At 41.8% G+C, this 17,697-nt stretch carries 11 protein-coding genes; 6 read left to right on the forward strand and 5 right to left on the reverse strand.

Annotated elements, in window-relative coordinates:
* Positions 1-3: 3 nt before the first annotated feature.
* Positions 4-930, forward strand: coding sequence for an efflux RND transporter periplasmic adaptor subunit (locus tag HDC92_RS05230; protein ID WP_183872802.1), 927 nt, complete (start codon positions 4-6; stop codon positions 928-930).
* Positions 927-3,947, forward strand: a complete 3,021-nt coding sequence (locus tag HDC92_RS05235) for an efflux RND transporter permease subunit (RefSeq protein WP_183872804.1) — start codon at positions 927-929, stop codon at positions 3,945-3,947. Before HDC92_RS05230 ends, HDC92_RS05235 begins: the two co-directional genes overlap by 4 nt.
* Positions 3,948-3,958: 11 nt before the next feature.
* On the opposite strand, the gene HDC92_RS05240 is transcribed toward HDC92_RS05235, so the two are convergent.
* Positions 3,959-4,375 (reverse strand): EamA family transporter, encoded by a 417-nt coding sequence (locus tag HDC92_RS05240; RefSeq protein WP_183872806.1) that lies wholly within the window; start codon positions 4,373-4,375, stop codon positions 3,959-3,961.
* Between the two features lie 124 nt (positions 4,376-4,499).
* Between HDC92_RS05240 and HDC92_RS05245 the strand changes: the two genes are divergently transcribed.
* Both HDC92_RS05245 and HDC92_RS05250 read left to right on the forward strand, forming a co-directional pair.
* The gene (locus tag HDC92_RS05245; protein WP_183872808.1) at positions 4,500-5,195 is read left to right on the forward strand and encodes a response regulator transcription factor; all 696 of its coding nucleotides are present in this window, start codon (positions 4,500-4,502) and stop codon (positions 5,193-5,195) included.
* Positions 5,192-6,445 (forward strand): sensor histidine kinase, encoded by a 1,254-nt coding sequence (locus tag HDC92_RS05250; RefSeq protein ID WP_183872811.1) that lies wholly within the window; start codon positions 5,192-5,194, stop codon positions 6,443-6,445. The genes HDC92_RS05245 and HDC92_RS05250 overlap by 4 nt, the downstream gene beginning before the upstream one ends.
* Before the next feature lie 2 nt (positions 6,446-6,447).
* Here the strand turns inward: HDC92_RS05250 and HDC92_RS05255 are convergent, their stop codons facing one another.
* The 3 genes from HDC92_RS05255 to HDC92_RS05265 all read right to left on the reverse strand — a co-directional run bounded on the left by HDC92_RS05255 (position 6,448) and on the right by HDC92_RS05265 (position 10,693).
* Positions 6,448-8,262 (reverse strand): ComEC/Rec2 family competence protein, encoded by a 1,815-nt coding sequence (locus tag HDC92_RS05255; protein WP_317618085.1) that lies wholly within the window; start codon positions 8,260-8,262, stop codon positions 6,448-6,450.
* On the reverse strand, positions 8,262-10,289 hold the full coding sequence (locus HDC92_RS05260; RefSeq protein ID WP_183872815.1) for a helix-hairpin-helix domain-containing protein: 2,028 nt from the start codon (positions 10,287-10,289) through the stop codon (positions 8,262-8,264). Before HDC92_RS05260 ends, HDC92_RS05255 begins: the two co-directional genes overlap by 1 nt.
* A 68-nt stretch (positions 10,290-10,357) precedes the next feature.
* The gene (locus HDC92_RS05265) at positions 10,358-10,693 is read right to left on the reverse strand and encodes a MerR family transcriptional regulator (protein WP_015808352.1); all 336 of its coding nucleotides are present in this window, start codon (positions 10,691-10,693) and stop codon (positions 10,358-10,360) included.
* Positions 10,694-10,829: 136 nt separating this feature from the next.
* On the opposite strand from HDC92_RS05265, the gene alaS reads away from it, so the two are divergent.
* Together alaS and HDC92_RS05275 are read left to right on the forward strand one after the other, a co-directional pair.
* Positions 10,830-13,532 (forward strand): alanine--tRNA ligase, encoded by a 2,703-nt coding sequence (alaS, locus tag HDC92_RS05270; protein WP_183872817.1) that lies wholly within the window; start codon positions 10,830-10,832, stop codon positions 13,530-13,532.
* 141 nt (positions 13,533-13,673) lie between these two features.
* On the forward strand, positions 13,674-15,242 hold the full coding sequence (locus tag HDC92_RS05275) for an ATP-binding protein (RefSeq protein ID WP_183872818.1): 1,569 nt from the start codon (positions 13,674-13,676) through the stop codon (positions 15,240-15,242).
* Between the two features lie 7 nt (positions 15,243-15,249).
* Here the strand turns inward: HDC92_RS05275 and HDC92_RS05280 are convergent, their stop codons facing one another.
* The gene (locus HDC92_RS05280; RefSeq protein WP_183872820.1) at positions 15,250-17,652 is read right to left on the reverse strand and encodes a TonB-dependent receptor; all 2,403 of its coding nucleotides are present in this window, start codon (positions 17,650-17,652) and stop codon (positions 15,250-15,252) included.
* Between the last annotated feature and the right edge of the window lie 45 nt (positions 17,653-17,697).

A 17,697-nucleotide genomic window follows, 5' to 3' on the forward strand; every position in this document is an offset into this window, starting at 1 on the left:
ACTATGAAAGCTAGTTATTTATTTATGCCCGGCATGGTCCTGCTCTTGTTTAACTTTGCCTGCAGTCAGCAGGATACCAGCTCAGAAATAGCTGTAGTGCCGGGCGCGCCCGTTGAAGTAGGACATATATCTGCAGGTACTTTAACAGATTTTGTAACGTTAAACGCCGTATCTGCCTATCTGCAAAAGAGTTATGTAAAGGCAAATATAACAGGTTATGTTCAGTCGGTAGCTATACTGCAAGGCCAGCAGGTTGCACCACGTCAGCTGCTGTTTAGCCTCATTACCAAAGAGGCCAGGGCGATAGGGAATGCTGTTAACCAGCTTGATCCTGCTTTTAAGTTCTCCGGAATATCGAATATCAGGGCCGATCAGCCTGGTTTTGTCGCCATGGTGAACCATCAGAAGGGAGATTATGTGCAGGAAGGTGAGGCCCTGGCTACCATCAGTAACCAACGGAGTCTTGTTTTTTTGCTGGATATGCCCTACGAATTACATCAGCTGGTTGCACTTAACAAAAACCTGGAACTGACGCTTCCGGATGGGGAGAAGTTAAATGGAACAGTTCGGGGGACGTTACCATCAGTAGATTCGGCCTCGCAGACAGAACGGATAATTATTGGGGTAAATCCGCTGAAGTCTTTGCCAGAGGGTTTGATAGCACAGGTAAAGGTAATTAAACTGGCCAGGCCGAATGCCATGGTACTGCCTAAATCGGCAGTGCTGGCCAATGAAACAGAGGACGAGTTTTGGGTGATGAAGATGATCAACGATTCAACAGCAGTGAAAGTACCGGTAAAAAGGGGGATCGAAAACGATAAGCAGGTGGAGATCTTAAGTCCTGTTTTTAATGCCGGCGACAGGATCATTATTACAGGGAATTATGGTATCCCGGATACGGCAAAGGTTAAAGTGGTTAAAAAGTTATGAAGAACTTCTTTATCTCTCACAAGAATCCCCTGCTGGTTATACTGATTTTGGTACTAACAGGTGGCTGTTATGTTTTTTTTCAGCTAAAAACATCACTTTTCCCGGAAATTACTTTTCCAAAAGTAAAGATCATTGCTGAGGCTGAACTGCAGCCGGTTGATAAAATGGTAGTAACAGTTACCAGGCCACTTGAAAATGCGGTGAAGCAGGTGCCCGATTTAAAGCTGGTCAGAAGTAATACCAGCCGGGGCAGCTGTGAAATATCGGCCTACATGAACAGCAATGCGAACATCGATCTGAGCCAGCAAAGGATAGAATCACAAATTGCCAAGATCAGTGCTACGCTTCCGCCGGGAATTAATATATCTGTCGAAAAGATGAACCCATCTATATTGCCGGTAAGTGGATATAGCCTGGAAAGCAACACCAAATCGGCTATAGAGCTTAAACAATTGGCTACGTATACGGTTAAGCCTTTTTTGTCGCAGGTAGATGGTGTTTCCGAGATCAGGATCATCGGCGGTAAAACAAAAGAATACTGGCTGGAACTGGACGAACAAAAAATGGCAGCCTTATCCATATCACCTGAAATGGTAAGCTCCATTTTAGCACAGACAAATTTTATAAAATCAAATGGATATCTTTCGGATCACAACTTTTTGTATCTGTCCATTACTGATGCTACAGTTAAAACCAGGGCACAACTGGAAGACCTGACCATTGGTAAAATGGGGAACCGCATGATAAGGGTTAAAGATGTTGCTCAGGTTAAAATACAGGAAGGCGTAACTTATACCAGGGTGAATGCAAATGGCAGGGAAGGGATCCTGGTTGCGGTAATTAAACAGCCCAATGCGAACCTGGTGGACCTGTCTGATCAGATGGAGCTGAAGATAAATACCCTTAAAAAAATCCTCCCGGCAGGGGTAAACATAAAGCCCTATTATGTGCAGGCCGATTTTGTAAATGAATCGGTAAAAAGCGTAAGGGATAGCCTGCTGATAGGTTTGGGGCTTGCAATTGTAGTTGCCATTATCTTTTTAAGATCTTTAAAGGCCAGTGCCACCATACTGATTACCATACCTGTAACCTTGTGTCTGACACTTATTGTTTTATACCTGGTAGGCTACTCTTTAAATATCATGACGCTGGGTGCCATAGCAGCCGCTATTGGTCTGATCATTGACGATGCGATTGTGGTTGTAGAGCAAATTCACCGGACGCATGAAGAGCATCCTGAAGAACCCACAGTAACACTCCTGAAAAAGGCCATCGATTATCTTTTTCCGGCAATGCTGGGCTCATCTGTAAGTACAATAGTCATATTTATACCTTTTGTATTAATGACCGGTGTGGCTGGTTCTTATTTTCAGGTGATGACCAATACCATGATCATTACGCTGATCTGTTCGTTTTTTGTAACCTGGATTGGTTTACCGGTAGTCTATCTGCTGCTTACACGGGATGCGGGGTTAAATACGGTGGGTAAAAAAAGGGAAATGCATCCTGTTAAGACCCAGAAATGGATCAGCTATTTTATACACCGGCCATATATCAGCATGATTGGCGTACTGTTACTTGTTGCTGCTATTGTTTATAGTTATCCGCGACTGGAAACGGGTTTTTTACCCGAAATGGATGAAGGGAGTATCGTGCTGGACTATAATTCTCCGCCAGGTACATCTTTGGCCGAGACCGACAGGATGCTTAAAGGGGTAGAAAAAGAATTGGTGAAGATACCAGAAGTTGCCGCTTATTCGAGAAGGACAGGTACACAGATGGGTTTTTTTATTACCGAACCCAACACGGGTGATTACCTGATCCAGCTGAAAGCAAACAGGACCAAAAGTACGGATGAAGTGATTGCAGAAATCAGGCGTATGATCGAAAGTACCCAGCCGGCATTGGTGATAGATTTTGGACAGGTGATTGGGGATATGCTGGGCGACCTGATGAGTTCTACCCAGCCTGTTGAACTGAAAATATTTGGTAACGATCAGAAAAAGTTACAGGCTTTGTCGAAAAAGGTAGCTGTCATGATTACCGGGATAGCAGGTGTCGCCGATGTGTTTGACGGTATTGTCTTATCTGGTCCTACAGTAAATATACAACCCGATTTTTCTGCGCTGGCGCAATATGGCGTTAGTCCGGCCAGCTTTCAGTTCCAGGTGCAAACCGCTTTGGAAGGTAATATAATTGGAAATTTGTATGATCAGCAGCAACTGTCCCCCATCCGGATGATCTATCCGGGAAGCAGGCAATTTGGTATCTCCAATATAGAGGGACTGAAAATATTTATGCCGAATGGAAAAACTGTTCCCATTCAGGGACTGGCCAGGGTAACACTAAGCGGAGGTAGTGCCGAAGTATCAAGGGAAAATTTGCAATCCATCGGTGTGATTACTGCCCGTTTGGACAATAGGGATCTGGGGAGTGTAATGAAGGACATCCAAAGAGAAGTGGCTGCAAACATCACCTTGCCTGCCGGTTATCACATCGAATATGGTGGGGCTTATGCCGAACAGCAGCAATCGTTCAGAGAATTGATGACCATACTTATAGCTTCCAGTTTACTGGTATTTAGTGTGATCCTGTTTTTATTTAAAGATTTTAAAATTGCATTTCTGATTTTATTTATCGCAGTACTAGGTATATCGGGTAGCTATCTTGCCTTGTTTATCACGCACACCCCTTTAAACGTTGGAAGTTATACGGGGCTGATCATGATTGTTGGGATCATTGCAGAAAATGCAGTGTTTACTTTTTTACAATTTAAAGAATCTTTGACCATCATGAATGTTGATGATTCCATTACTTATGCCATTTCAACACGTCTAAGACCCAAGTTGATGACTGCTCTGGGGGCTATAATTGCACTGTTCCCTTTAACCCTGGGCATTGGCGCCGGTGCCCAGCTGCATCAGCCGCTTGCTATAGCGGTTACGGGAGGTTTTATTGTTGGTCTTCCGCTATTGCTGGTAGTGTTACCGAGTATGATCAGGAAGCTGTACCATTAAATCCAGGTAAATTATTGAAAGATAAGGATAATGGAGCCACCTATAATCATCAATACGGCAACTGCGGTTTTGAGGGTCAGGGGTTCACCTAAAAATATAACAGATAACAAAATGGCAATGGCCACACTGGCCTTATCAACCGGGGCAACCTGCGAAACCTTGCCCAATTGAAGTGCCTTAAAATAAAATACCCAGGATAGACCCGTGGCAAGGCCCGAAAGGATCAGAAAGGTCCAGTTTTGTCGTGTTAATCCGGAAATGCCCTGCTGGTCATTCCTGAAAAATACAATTGCCCAGGCTAAAAGTAAAATGACAACCGTTCTGATTGCCGTTGCCAGGTTGGAATCAATACCTTTGATCCCTACTTTAGCAAGAACAGCCGTAAGGGCCGCAAAAAAAGCTGACAATAAAGCATAGATCCACCACATGTACTTAAATTTTAATCAGATTGTTTTCATAAAAGCGTAGCTGTAAGTTAGCAAACGAACTACAAATTATCTTCAAATTTTAAATCTTTATTTGTACTTTATCCATTATTAAAAAATAACCCGCATGAAGATACTGCTTATAGAAGATGAAGCATCGCTTAGAGAAAGTATTATTTCATATTTTACCGGGGAAGGGAATATTTGTGAGGCTGCGGTAGATTTTAATTCAGCCTTGGAGAAAATCAGCATCTATAATTACGACTGCATTTTGCTCGACCTGAGTTTGCCTGGGGGAGATGGGATGGAAATTCTGCGCAGTTTAAAAAAAATGAACAAAAAAGAAGGGGTGCTTATTATTTCGGCACGTCAGGCTTTGGATGATAAGATTGATGGGTTAAACCTTGGTGCAGATGATTACCTGATCAAACCCTTTCACCTTTCTGAACTTAAGGCCAGGGTAGCGGCAATTGTAAGGCGTAAAAGTTATAATGGCAGCAATACCATTGTTTTTAACGAGATCAGCATTGACACGCTGGCAATGAGCGTTTCTATAAAACCGGAATTGGCCAGACTACCGGGAATTTTGACCCTTACAAAAAAGGAATACGACCTGCTGGTTTACTTTATTGCCAACCAGGGAAAGGTGATTTCTAAAAATGCAATTGCCGAACATTTATGGGGGGATGAAATTGATCTGGCCGATCATTTTGATTTTATTTATACCCATATCAAAAACCTGAGGAAAAAGCTGGTTGAGGCTGGCTGTCCGGATTACATCAGGTCGATGTACGGTGTCGGATATAAGTTTGAAAACCAATGAAGTTAGCCGTAAAATACAACAGGGTTACTTTAGTGGCGTCTTTCATTGTACTCATTTTTACAGGACTGGTCTATTATACCGTAATCCATTTTATTTTAACAGATCAACTGGATAAAGATTTGACTATTGAAGAAGATGAGATCATTTCCTATGCAAATACTTTTAAAAAGCTGCCTTTGCCAGGAAGTTTTAAAGACCAGAAGGTAGTTTATAAGGTTGTTGATTCTGGTAGTACCGTAGAGCGGGAGTTTTTTAATACCGATTTTTACAATGCTTCGGAGAATCAGTCTGAACCAGGAAGGGGATTAAATACTTTCCATAAGGTAAACGGGAAGCTTTATGAAATCACAATTACCAAATCGAGGGTAGAGGCAGAAGACCTAGTCAGGATAATCTTTATCATTACCCTTGGTGTAACGGCCTTGCTGTTGCTTACCCTGATGCTGATCAACAGGTTTTTGTTGAATAAGCTGTGGAAGCCTTTTTATGGGGTACTGGAGCAAATGAAAGCGTTTAACCTGGCCGATAAGAATGACATTATCGCTGATCAGACCAGGATAGACGAGTTCACTGAACTTAACCAGGCCGTAATTGCCATGGCGATAAGGGTTAAGCGGGATTATAAAGAACTTAAAACTTTTACGGATAATGCATCGCATGAGATGATGACGCCCCTGGCCGTAATCAATTCCAAATTGGATACTTTAATCCAGACCGGTGCTTTTACCGACCGGCAGGGGCAATTAATTGAAGATGTTTATCTTGGTGTAAGCAGGTTGTCGCGGCTCAACCAATCCTTGTTGTTATTGGCAAAGATTGAAAATAACCTGATCGGTGATCAGGAGAACATTGATGTTAAAGAATTACTGGAACAAAAGATCAGGCAGTTTAAAGAACTGATACATTCGCATGAGCTAACCCTGACTACACAATTGGATCATAGAGAGCTGGTAATGAACCGGCACCTTGCAGATATGTTAATTAACAATTTGCTGGGTAATGCCATTCGCCACAATTATCGCGGCGGAGAGATCAATATATCTCTGACAGCACAGGAGCTGTGCATGTCCAATACAGGGTACGGCGAAGGCCTGATTGCCGATAAGGCCTTTGAACGTTTCTATAAAAATGCGGCATCAGAAGGGATGGGCCTGGGCCTGGCCATCTCAAAACAAATTTGTGCTTTGTACCATTTTCAGCTCAATTATCAATACAAGGAAGTCCGGCATTCATTTGTAGTTGTATTTTAACATCATTTTTTTAAAAAAATAACTTTATATACTTTATGCTGGTCCAAAGCGGGTTTAACCTGATATTTAAAAGTTTTGCTGTCGGGTTGCAGGTCGGTATATATTATAGCCGTGTTGCCCTTTACCATTGCCAGGGCATAGTTTCTTTTCAATTTAAACCTGATTGTTGTTTTTTGCTGCAATGCCCTGGTCTTGTCGTAAGTCAGCAGGCTTTGAAAAACTAAAAATAACATTAACGAGGTAAACAACCACTTTTTTTTGAAGCCCTGCATCGCCATTGTAAAACATATCAATGTAAGGTAAAGCAGCATGAGCTCAGTTTTGCTGATCCATATTGCCGAAATACCTGAAAATGGCAGGCCGGCAATTTTATCCAGACCCCTGTTGGTAAAATTGATGAGCCATTCAAATAAAGCTCCCAGGCCCGTTAGCCTGAACATTAGAATGAAGATACCAAGATACATAATAAGGGCAATAGGGAGCGTAATAAACAGGTTGCTGACTAAAAAATAGAGGGGAAACTGGTGAAAGTAATAGATGCTTAACGGGTAGGTAGCCAGTTGCGCAGCTAAAGACATGGCTGTGGTATGCCAGATCTTGTCCAGTATTGGGTTTTTAACTGAGAGCCAGCCATAAATTTTAGGTTGCAGGTAGATCAATCCGAAAACAGCGAGGAAGGAAAGCTGAAAGCCTATATCCCAGATAAGAAATGGGTTATAAAGCAGTAAACAAAAAGCCGCAAAAGCAATGATGTTATAGCTATTGGTTGTTTTGGCAAATAATTTAGCGATGATGAATACGGAGATCATAATGGCAGAGCGGAGCACGGAAGGAGAGAAGCCGGTAAGCAGGGAATAGCCCCAGATCAGACCAAGGATCAATACAGTCTTGAATACTTTGAAGCTTCGTTTTGTATCGAGAAACGAAAGCATCCAGTTTAATACCAGGTAAATTAGACCAACATGCATACCCGAGACAGAAAGGGCATGGATGGTACCCGTTTTAGCGTATATATCCAGTGTTTCTGTATTTAAATCCGATTTGTAACCAAGTATCAGCGTTGCTGCCACTGCAAAGGCATTGTCATCTTTTATGATTTTCCGGTATAGGGCTACCTGTTTTTCCCTTAATTGTAAAGCATGTGCTATAAATTGATTACCGGTATTGCTGCTTAATTTAACAAGTTCTCTCTGCATTAAGAAAGTCTGGTGATAAATGTTTTTTGCCGCAAGCCAGGATTTAAAGTCGAACGTTGAAGGGTTGCCGGGCGGTTCTATTTCAGCTATCCGGGCAGGTATGATCAGCTCGTCCCCATATTTTAAGATAAGGGTGGCCCTGGGCTGGGGTTTCAGGATTACACGTATTTTTCCGGAAGTGGATTGGGGAAGGCATTTGTTTGTCCGCCCGTATAAGCTGTCAAAACCATAGCCTTTTGTCGTTAAAGCAGTAAACAAAATTATATTTGGTTTTATTTCAGGCTCATCGATAATTCTTATTTTTAGGTATTTATATTTTTTAAATGAGTAATAATCAGTATATAATAATTGTTTATATAAAGTAGAGTGTAAGCATCCTGAAAGGAAGATCATGCTATAGATCAGGATCCCGATAATTGTCTTCCGATGATAAATGTTCAGTTGCCTGTAGCCTAAATTTAGGATTAAGAGGCAAATGAAAAGCAGGCCAAGCGTCAGCATAAGGCCCTTCAGAAGACCAGGTACGGTTAACTGATAAACAGCGAGGATGCCCATTGAAAACGGGAGCAGTATTCTTACAAAAGCAATTTCAGCTTTATGGATGGGCATAAATGATGCCATCAGAACTGGTACCTGACCTGAAATTTAACTTCAGTTTTACAGTTACCCTCGATTTCATCCAATCCGGAACCTATAGTGGTTGTTTGCCTGTAAAGGGATAGGGCATATCTGCCCCATATGTCCATTTTTTTCATTAAATGGTATTTTATGTTAAGGTAACTGCGAATACCTTTTCCTGAATAGACACCGGAGCCAGCACCATAAAGCACATCATCTTCATAAGCATAGATCCTGCTGTTATAGGATGGGGTGTTGAAATAGGCAAGGCGAAGGTTGGCGCTTATGGGTGAAGACATTGGGGAATAATCTACATCTTTATAGATGAGATATCCAGTTTCTATTTTGTTTATATCTTTTTGATATTGAGTTATTTCTGTCCTTTGATGAAAGTTTATCTTCTGGTTTATTTTCCAGTTCCATTCCAATCTGTAACTTTGTTTCAATACATTAACCAGCTGCTTATAACTGTTGTCTGCATCTGGGTTTTGCTGCTTTTGTTCCCTTTTAAATCTTAAGGTAGCCTTGAGTATTTTGCCCTTTGTATAAACCAGCTGGGCTAACAATTCATAACCTGATGAAGCAGCATCTACCCTGTATTTTAACCATGGGAATTTAAAATAGTCGCCATATACCGAACAAATTAAATTTTTTACCGGCATATAGTTCAATCCCATATATAAGCCTTGTTCATTATTGGTTTCCGTAGCTTCTCCAACAGCCCTGCTGAAAAAATTGTGGTAATCTTTATCGTAATTGCGGTAAAGCAATACTGCTGATGTTTTGGGCGATAAAGTGGCCATTGCAGCATTGAGTATTGCCCAGCCCGATTTAAGGCTCTTGCCGAGTTCGCCGTAAAAATAGATGCTGTTATAGGTATAGTTGTAGTGTAATCCTGCATTGCTTAAAGATTTGCCCGTAAAACTGTATTTATTGTAAAGCTGGCTACCCGTTACAAACAGGTGCTGATATGCCGATTGATAGCTAACAAGCCCGATGTTCAGGTTATCTGTTATATATTGCAGGGCAGCCCCATAAACCAATTGTGACAGGCGTTTTTGGTTCTTGAGTTCTGTAGCTGTGCGGTGCAGGCCGCTAATACCTATGTTTGAAAGGGTATAACTGCTATCCGGCATGGCTTTTAAGCTGGCATCCAGTTCTCTGTAAGATATAAAAGGACTGAAATTAATGTTTTTCCCCAAATCGATGGTGCTGGCCACTCCACGGAAAAAAGAAGCTTCATTGGAAGAGGTATAGGGTTTCAGACCTGCATCTTTAGTTGCCACACTGGTTATGTCTGGTCCTTTGCCAAAAGCAAAGCCCGACCATAAAGTTAATCCCTGTCCGAACTGCAAACTATAATCACCCACAACCAGTTTCCTGATCCTGCCCAGATTATAGAGCGCCAAATGTGCCGAAAGGTGATCCATTCCTGTTTTTTTATTAAAGAAGGGCTCACCCGCATCTTTTTCCATGATCAGTGCTGCAGATGCAAATCCGGGAAAAATGTACCTGTAGCGCAACAGGATCTTTTCAGGTGTACCCAGATAGCGGCTGCCTGGTAAATCTTTAAAACCCTTTTGCTGTTGCAACAAAGTGCTGTACCTTAACATAAGGTCGTGCTCAGCTGCTGTATGCAGCTGTCTGAGTTTTATATGTTCATAAATTTTCGGTGCACTAATCGTTACAAAGGGGAGCAGTTTACTGATAGTTATCGTATCAAAACCCGGTATGGCCTGCAATTCGAGTACATCCAGCAGCCTGTTGCCATTGGCAAGGTAATTAAAGAAGTTGCCTATCTGGAGCGGAGAAAGAAAGATCAGGCTCTTTAATACTTCAGCAGTAGTCTGGTTAAGGTTAATAGGGTGCTTACGAAAAAAGGCCAGCCGTTCTGTCAATTCAGAAAGGTCATCTTCATCCGTTACATTTTCAGCCTGGTTTTCTATCAGGTCCCTGATCTTTTCTTCTTCCTGTGCCCGGCTAGGATTTAACCGGCACAACAGAAAAATCAGTAAGCATAATATTCTCATTGTGATGGGGGTAAACTGGCCCAATCACCGGATTATAAATTAAATTAAAAAATAATTTAAGAATTAAATTAAATTTCTTCGTTTAGCTTTAATAAGAAGTCCTTTAGCTTTTCAAGAGAGGCAATGATCTTCTGGTTTTCCTTTACTTCCCCTGTATTGTTTTTAAGGTGTTCCTTGGCGCCCTTTAACGTAAAGCCTTTGTCATCTACCAGGTGGAAGATGATCTTCAGGTTTTCAATATCTTCAGGTGTAAATAAACGGTTGCCTTTTTTGTTTTTTTTAGGCTGTAACACGTCAAATTCCTTTTCATAAAAGCGGATCTGAGATGCGTTTACACCAAACATTTCGGTAACTTCCCCCATGGTGTAATACATTTTATTAATTTCCCGTTCTTTGTAAGGCATATTTTAGTGTTGATTATGAATTGATTACAGGTTTTATTTAAAGCATTCAAACTTAGGTAAAGTTAAGCAAGTATCCATGGGCACAAGAAAAAAAAATAATTTTATCTAAGTTTGTTCAAAATAAATCAAGAGAAGGATGACAGCTAAGGAAATCAGACAGGCATACTTAAAATTTTTTGAATCGAAACAGCATCACATTGTGGCATCTGCACCAATTGTAGTTAAAAATGATCCAACCCTCATGTTTACCAATGCAGGGATGAATCAGTTTAAAGATTTATTTTTAGGAGAGGCGCCCATAAAATATCCCAGGGTAACCGATACGCAGCGCTGTCTGCGTGTTTCAGGCAAGCATAACGATTTGGAAGAAGTTGGGATTGATACCTATCATCATACCATGTTCGAGATGCTTGGCAACTGGAGCTTTGGAGATTATTTTAAAAAAGAAGCCATTGCCTGGAGCTGGGAGCTGCTTACTGAAGTTTATAAAATACCAAAGGATAAACTTTACGTTTCTATTTTTGAAGGAGATGAAAAGGAAGGCTTACCAAGAGATACTGAAGCCTACGAACTTTGGAAACAGTATGTGCCCGAAGAACGCATTATTCTTGGCAATAAAAAAGACAATTTCTGGGAGATGGGGGACACAGGACCATGCGGTCCATGCTCTGAGATCCATGTGGATTGTCGCCCTGATGATGAGCGTAAGCTTGTTGAAGGTAAAACTTTGGTAAATGCCGATCATCCGCAGGTAATTGAGATCTGGAATAATGTGTTTATGCAGTTTAACCGCCTTAAAGATGGTTCATTACAGCTTTTACCGGCACAGCACGTAGATACAGGTATGGGTTTTGAACGTCTGGTGAGGGTATTACAAGGCAAGTCTTCTAATTATGATACGGATGTATTTCAGCCACTGATTCAGTTTATTGCTGCAAAAGCAGGAATTCAGTATGGTACGCATGAGCAAACAGACATTGCCATGCGGGTAATGGCCGATCATGTCCGTGCAATAGCTTTTGTTATTGCCGATGGGCAGCTGCCTTCAAACAATAAGGCCGGTTATGTGATCCGGCGTATTTTACGCCGTGCTGTACGTTATGCCTATACATTCCTGAACTTAAAAGATCCTTTCCTAAACGAGCTGGTCCCTGTACTGGCCGAACAGTTTAAGGGCGTTTTTGAGGAGCTGGCCTTACAGCAGGATTTTGTTCAAAAGGTGATCCTGGAAGAAGAAGTTTCCTTTTTAAGAACTTTAGCTACAGGGATCCAACGCTTTGATAGCTACACTAAAAAGCAGGCAGAATTTCTGATGTCAGAAAATGCCATTGACCCCGAAAAATCGTTTGAGGACCAATGGGTACATAGCATTTTGAAAGACCAGATGGTTATATCAGGCGAGTTTGCTTTTGAACTGAACGATACTTATGGTTTTCCGATAGATTTAACGGAGCTGATGGCCCGTGAAAAGCGCTGGTCGGTAGATATGGAGGAATACAATAAAGCCCTGCTTAAACAAAAAGAACGCTCCCGTGCGGCAACTGCTGTAGATACCGGTGACTGGGTACTGGTTAATCCGGACCTGGAAGTGGAGTTTGTAGGCTACGATGATGCGGAAGCAGAAACAGAGATCATCAAGTACCGTAGGGTGAGTGCTAAAGGAAAAGAACAATATCAAATTGTATTGAGCAAAACTCCGTTCTATGCGGAAAGCGGGGGACAGGTTGGTGATACCGGTCGTCTGGAAGATCACAGTCGCCTTTTCTTTGTAGAGATTACAGATACAAAGAAAGAGAACGGGGTAATTGTACATTATGCAGATACGTTGCCTGAAGATATTGAAGGACATTTCTGGGCCGTAATTGACGAAAATAAACGTCTGCTTTCTCAGGACAACCATACAGCTACGCATTTGTTGCATGCAGCTTTGAAAAAGGTATTGGGCAGCCATGTAAATCAGAAAGGTTCATTGGTAAACCCTGATTATCTTCGTTTCGACTTTTCGCATTTTGCCCGGGTAACAGATGAAGAGCTTTCACAGATCGAACACCTTGTGAATCAAAAGATCAGGGAAAATATTCCATTAAAAGAACAGCGGTATGTGCCTTATGATCAGGCTATCTCCAGTGGTGTAACAGCGTTGTTTGGTGAAAAATATGGAGATCTGGTAAGGATCATTACTTTTGACGACCATTATTCCAAAGAGCTTTGCGGGGGGACGCATGTACAGGCTACCGGACAGATCGGTTATTTTAAGATTATCGCTGAAAGTGCAGTAGCTGCAGGAGTGAGGCGTATTGAAGCCATCACTGCCGATAAGGCTGAAGCATTTGTATTGGCACAAAACAAGGAACTGAATGAGTTGAGAGAATTGCTGAAAGGCAATAAAGACCTGAAAGCTGCAGTTGCCGGATTGATTGAAGAAAATAGCAGGCTGAAAAAAGATGCTGAAAAGGCAATTCTGGAACAATCTGCAAATCTGAAGCACGAAATTGTGCATCACCTTAAAACCATTAACGGCATTAACCTGATTGCCACACATGTCGACCTGCCAAATGCCGATGCGGTTAAAAATCTGGCTTATGCAGTAAAAGATATGGTGGATGATTTATTTCTGGTATTTACCACTCTTATTGATGATAAACCAGGTATTACCGTCATGTTATCGGAAAACCTGGTAAAAGACAGGGGCTTAAATGCATCCAATATTGTTAGAGAGCTGGCAAAAGATATTCAGGGCGGCGGTGGTGGTCAGCCTTTTTATGCTACTGCAGGTGGCAAAAATAAGGAGGGGCTGGCTGGTGTATTGCACAAGGCCCAGGCTATGATGACTCAGTAGGGCAATATTCAGATATACTTAAGGATAAACTGCTTTAAGTAATGATTTTGACTATATTTGTTTAACCTATTGTTTAATTAGAACAGATTAGCTCAGGATGATGAACAGAGCGACGAAAAGCTCCATGAGTTAGCAGTACACTTGCAGTCACTCATTACTTCCCTGGAAGACATAGTATTCGAGATCGACGGAAACCATATCTTTAAGAATGTTTGGGTGTCAGATAAAAGTGTGCTTTTTATGCCTAAAGAAGCCTTTCTTGGTAAAATAATTGCCGAAGTGATGGGCCCTCAATCGGCCACTTTTACTGGGCCTGTAAATGAAGCCATTCGTACGGGGCTTGCACAGGAAGTGATCTATCAGCACCTTGATGCCAACATTAATGAATGGTTTAAAGCCAGAATCAAGCCGGTAGTAAAATCGCCTGAACCGGAAAATTACATACTGGTATTGAGTATACAGGACATTACTGCGCAGAAACTGGCCGATTTTGCTTTGAAAGAAGCAAAAGAACAGCTGGAACTAAGTAATGCAGCATTGAAAAAAGCAATCAGTATAGCAGAAAAAGCTTCAAAAACCAAGTCTGACTTTTTATCGGTCATGAGCCATGAGATCCGTACGCCTCTAAACGGCATCATTGGTATTGCCAATCTGTTGAAGCTGAACCATACCATGGACCAGAAAGAATATATTGGTAACCTGATCTTTTCTGCAGATCATCTGATGCAGCTGATCAATGATATTCTGGACCTTACCAAAATGGAAAACGAAAAACTGGAACTTATTGTTGCAGAGATCGATTTGTTCAGACTGATAAAAAATATTAAAAACCAGTTCAAATCACTTGCCGAAGCTAAGGGTATAAAATTGAAAAGTATTATAGATGATGACATTCCGCAAAGGCTGATAGCAGACCCCGTACGTTTAAGCCAGATGCTAAATAATCTCATCAGCAATGCCATAAAGTTCACAGATCGTGGCGAAGTCACACTTTTGATCAAGCTGTTAACTGTTGAATCCAATCGCGCATTTCTTCATTTTGCGGTAAAGGACACCGGTATGGGCATTCCGCCCGAATTGCAGGAAAGTGTATTTGAAAGCTTTAAACAGATCCAGCAATCGGCACACCGCGAGCATTCTGGTACAGGATTAGGTTTAACCATTACTCAAAAGCTGGCAGAATTGCACAACAGCAGGGTAATACTAAAGAGTGAGGCAGGTAAGGGGGCCGAGTTTAACTTTGACCTGAGCTTTGAAATTGCCGCCAATCAGAATGCAGATGAGGCCTTGCCTTCGTCACCCGTATTTTCACTCTATAAAGACCAGCTTAAAGGTTTACAGGTACTTCTGGTGGAAGATAACCTGATCAATCTGATGGTTGCACAAAAGCAGCTCGAATTTTTTGGCATATTGGCAGATTGCGCACAGGATGGGCAGGAAGCTCTCCGGCTGATAAATATGAAGAATTATCATGTGGCGATGCTTGACCTGCACATGCCTGGTGTGGATGGTTATGCCCTTGCAGAGATCATCAGGAGTAAGCATCCCGATATTCATCCTGTGATTTTTACCGCAGATATCATGATAGAAGTGAAGCAAAAATTTTCAAAGATCCATGTATATGATATTCTGAATAAACCTTTTGCACCCGAGAAAATGTTCGACATCTTACTAAAGGTTGCCAGGGCAAGGGGGGTAGTTACCACATAAAACTAATTTAAAATTCTATTCTGTAGTTGAGGGTTGGGATGATACCACTCCATTTTGCGGCCTCTATAATGCGCTTGCTTGGATTGTAATGCATACCTACAGTGTTTTCCTTGTTGAGCAGGTTCTGTATATCCATAAGGATCAGGTGGCTTACCTTTTTACCGTTGATGCGGTAACTGGCAGAGAAATCAACACGCATATAGGGGTCGGCAGTTAAGGTGTTGATTTTATTTTGATCGATCACTTCTTCATCAAGCCTCATAGATTCTTCAACCAATACAGGTGTATAGCGTCTGCCGCCTGCATAAATGAGCTTGCCATTTAGCCCGAACAGATTATTTCTTCCCACTTTCCATTCTTTACCCAGTAATAAGTTGCCCACATAACGGGTATTGAAAGCAGTGTTGAATTCCTGTTTACTTAGAGCTTTGAATTTGGAGTCAAAAAATGAGGAGGTAACCATAAAATAATACCCCTTGCTCAATGACTTTTCCAGTGAAAGTTCAATGCCATAGTTTTTACCTGTTCCTTTATTGATCAGCGAACGGTAAGCGGAAGAAGATATGGCCGAATTATCCGATACATTAAGCAGCGAAAAGTTCACGGAAGGGTCTGAAGATACAGGTACATCATATAAATGCTGATAGTAAACCTCTGTTTTAAATTTGAGGCTTCCACCAAATAATTTTTCATACCCCAGTACCGCCTGGGCAGATTTTGTAGGTTCCAGTTTATTGCTTTGTGCTGTAGCTGGCTGACCAACTGCGGGTTCGTTGCCTTTGGCAAAATAATAGGAAAGTGGTTCAAGGCGACTATACAAGCCGGCTCCGAAGGACAATTGCTGATCGGCAGGCAGTTCCAGGTTTAAGCCCAAACGCGGCTCTGCTGTCCAGCTCCGGCTTAAATTAAAGTAGTTGACATGCATACCTGTATTTAGGGTTAGCCTGCTGCTAAGTTCAGCTTTATACTGCACAAAAGCATCGTAACTGCTGGTATTTCCTTTTTGGTTAATTAATTCCTTTAATGCTTTTATTTCTGTATTGTATTCCAGTCCGTACAGGTTATAACTTAAAAAACTGGCATTTACACCTGCACGGATCACATTTGAGGTATTGATGCTATAGTTCAGCATTCCCGCATAACGTAATGCAGTGTTTGTATATTGGTTTTTATCCGTCAGGCTGGGCTGATAATCGTTGTTCAGGGTATCAATATGGTTGGTGCTTCGGTTGCCGGAAACAGAAATGATATTGTTAAAATACAGCTTACTGCTGGCAATATAGGTATGTTTTAAGCCAGCACTCCCGGCATTGTAACCGAATCTCATATCCTGGCCGTCCATTCTTTCTTCCCATTTGGTATACTCCCTTTCTGCATCTTTGTGGAGCTTACTGAGGCCGCCGATTCCGAAAAGAGAGAAAGTGCCGGCTGCTTTTGTAGGAAACACGAGATTAAAAGACAGATCCTGATATTTGGGCACGCCCTCATCGGATACTTTAACGCCTACCTTTTCCAGTAAGCTCAATGAAGAATAACGGTAACTGATCAGATAAGAAGAATTCCCTCCTTTTTTAAATGGTCCCTCAAAGGTAGCCCCGGCACCCAGCACTCCAATATTAAGCGCATATTCACGTTTGTCGGTATTTCCTTTTCTGAATTTTAAATCGAATACACCTGATAAAGCATTACTGTATTCAGCTGCTAAGCCTCCGGTATAAAAATCTGAAGTACTCAAAACAGTGGTATTGATCATACTAACGGCTCCTCCTGAAGCACCTTCGCTGCCAAAATGGTTGGGGTTTATAATTTCTATACCTTCCAGCCGCCATTGCAGACTTTTAGGAGAATTTCCTCTTACAATGATCTCGTTGTCATCGCCACCGGCAACTACACCTGCAAAACTTTGGGCCATTCTCGCAGGGTCAAAAAAAGCACCGGCATAACGATTGGTTTCTTCAGGTGAAAAGGAACGTCCGCTGGTTAAAGCCATTTGGTTCAATGGTTTTTTACCCGAATTTGCATTTACCACCACTTCGTTCAGGTTATTGGCCTGTGCTTCCATTTCCAGGTTAAATACGGGTTCCTTGCCACTGGTTACCAGTATTTCAGAGAGCGTAAGCTGTCCGTAACCTGTTAAGCTGATCTGTAATATCTGACGTCCCAATGGAACATCGCTTAACCTGAAAATACCTTGTACATCCGTACTTACCGGTTTAACACTGGTATTGGTCAACAACCTGACCGTTGCGCCCTGTAAGGGCAGTTTAGTGCCTTTATCAATCAGCGTTCCCTTGAGTGTCTGTCTAAGCTGTGTTTTGTTCAGGTTTAGGGAATCTTTGTTTTGTGCATGGAGCCTAAGGTGTTGCAGACTGAAAACTGCAATAAGAATGAAGAGATATTTTATATTCATTGTGATGGGTTTGTTTCTGATGAGACACCCAGTTTTGAGTTTACC

The sequence above is a fragment of the Pedobacter sp. AK017 genome, assembly GCF_014200825.1.
Lineage (GTDB): Bacteria > Bacteroidota > Bacteroidia > Sphingobacteriales > Sphingobacteriaceae > Pedobacter > Pedobacter heparinus.

What these genes read in the sequence shown, in the direction of transcription:
- HDC92_RS05230 (WP_183872802.1), top strand. Translation starts at nt 4, where the DNA reads ATGAAAGCTAGTTATTTATTTATGCCCGGCATGGTCCTGCTCTTGTTT.
- HDC92_RS05235 (WP_183872804.1), top strand. Translation starts at nt 927, where the DNA reads ATGAAGAACTTCTTTATCTCTCACAAGAATCCCCTGCTGGTTATACTG.
- HDC92_RS05240 (WP_183872806.1), bottom strand. Translation starts at nt 4,375, where the DNA reads ATGTGGTGGATCTATGCTTTATTGTCAGCTTTTTTTGCGGCCCTTACG.
- HDC92_RS05245 (WP_183872808.1), top strand. Translation starts at nt 4,500, where the DNA reads ATGAAGATACTGCTTATAGAAGATGAAGCATCGCTTAGAGAAAGTATT.
- HDC92_RS05250 (WP_183872811.1), top strand. Translation starts at nt 5,192, where the DNA reads ATGAAGTTAGCCGTAAAATACAACAGGGTTACTTTAGTGGCGTCTTTC.
- HDC92_RS05255 (WP_317618085.1), bottom strand. Translation starts at nt 8,262, where the DNA reads ATGGCATCATTTATGCCCATCCATAAAGCTGAAATTGCTTTTGTAAGA.
- HDC92_RS05260 (WP_183872815.1), bottom strand. Translation starts at nt 10,289, where the DNA reads ATGAGAATATTATGCTTACTGATTTTTCTGTTGTGCCGGTTAAATCCT.
- HDC92_RS05265 (WP_015808352.1), bottom strand. Translation starts at nt 10,693, where the DNA reads ATGCCTTACAAAGAACGGGAAATTAATAAAATGTATTACACCATGGGG.
- alaS (WP_183872817.1), top strand. Translation starts at nt 10,830, where the DNA reads ATGACAGCTAAGGAAATCAGACAGGCATACTTAAAATTTTTTGAATCG.
- HDC92_RS05280 (WP_183872820.1), bottom strand. Translation starts at nt 17,652, where the DNA reads ATGAATATAAAATATCTCTTCATTCTTATTGCAGTTTTCAGTCTGCAA.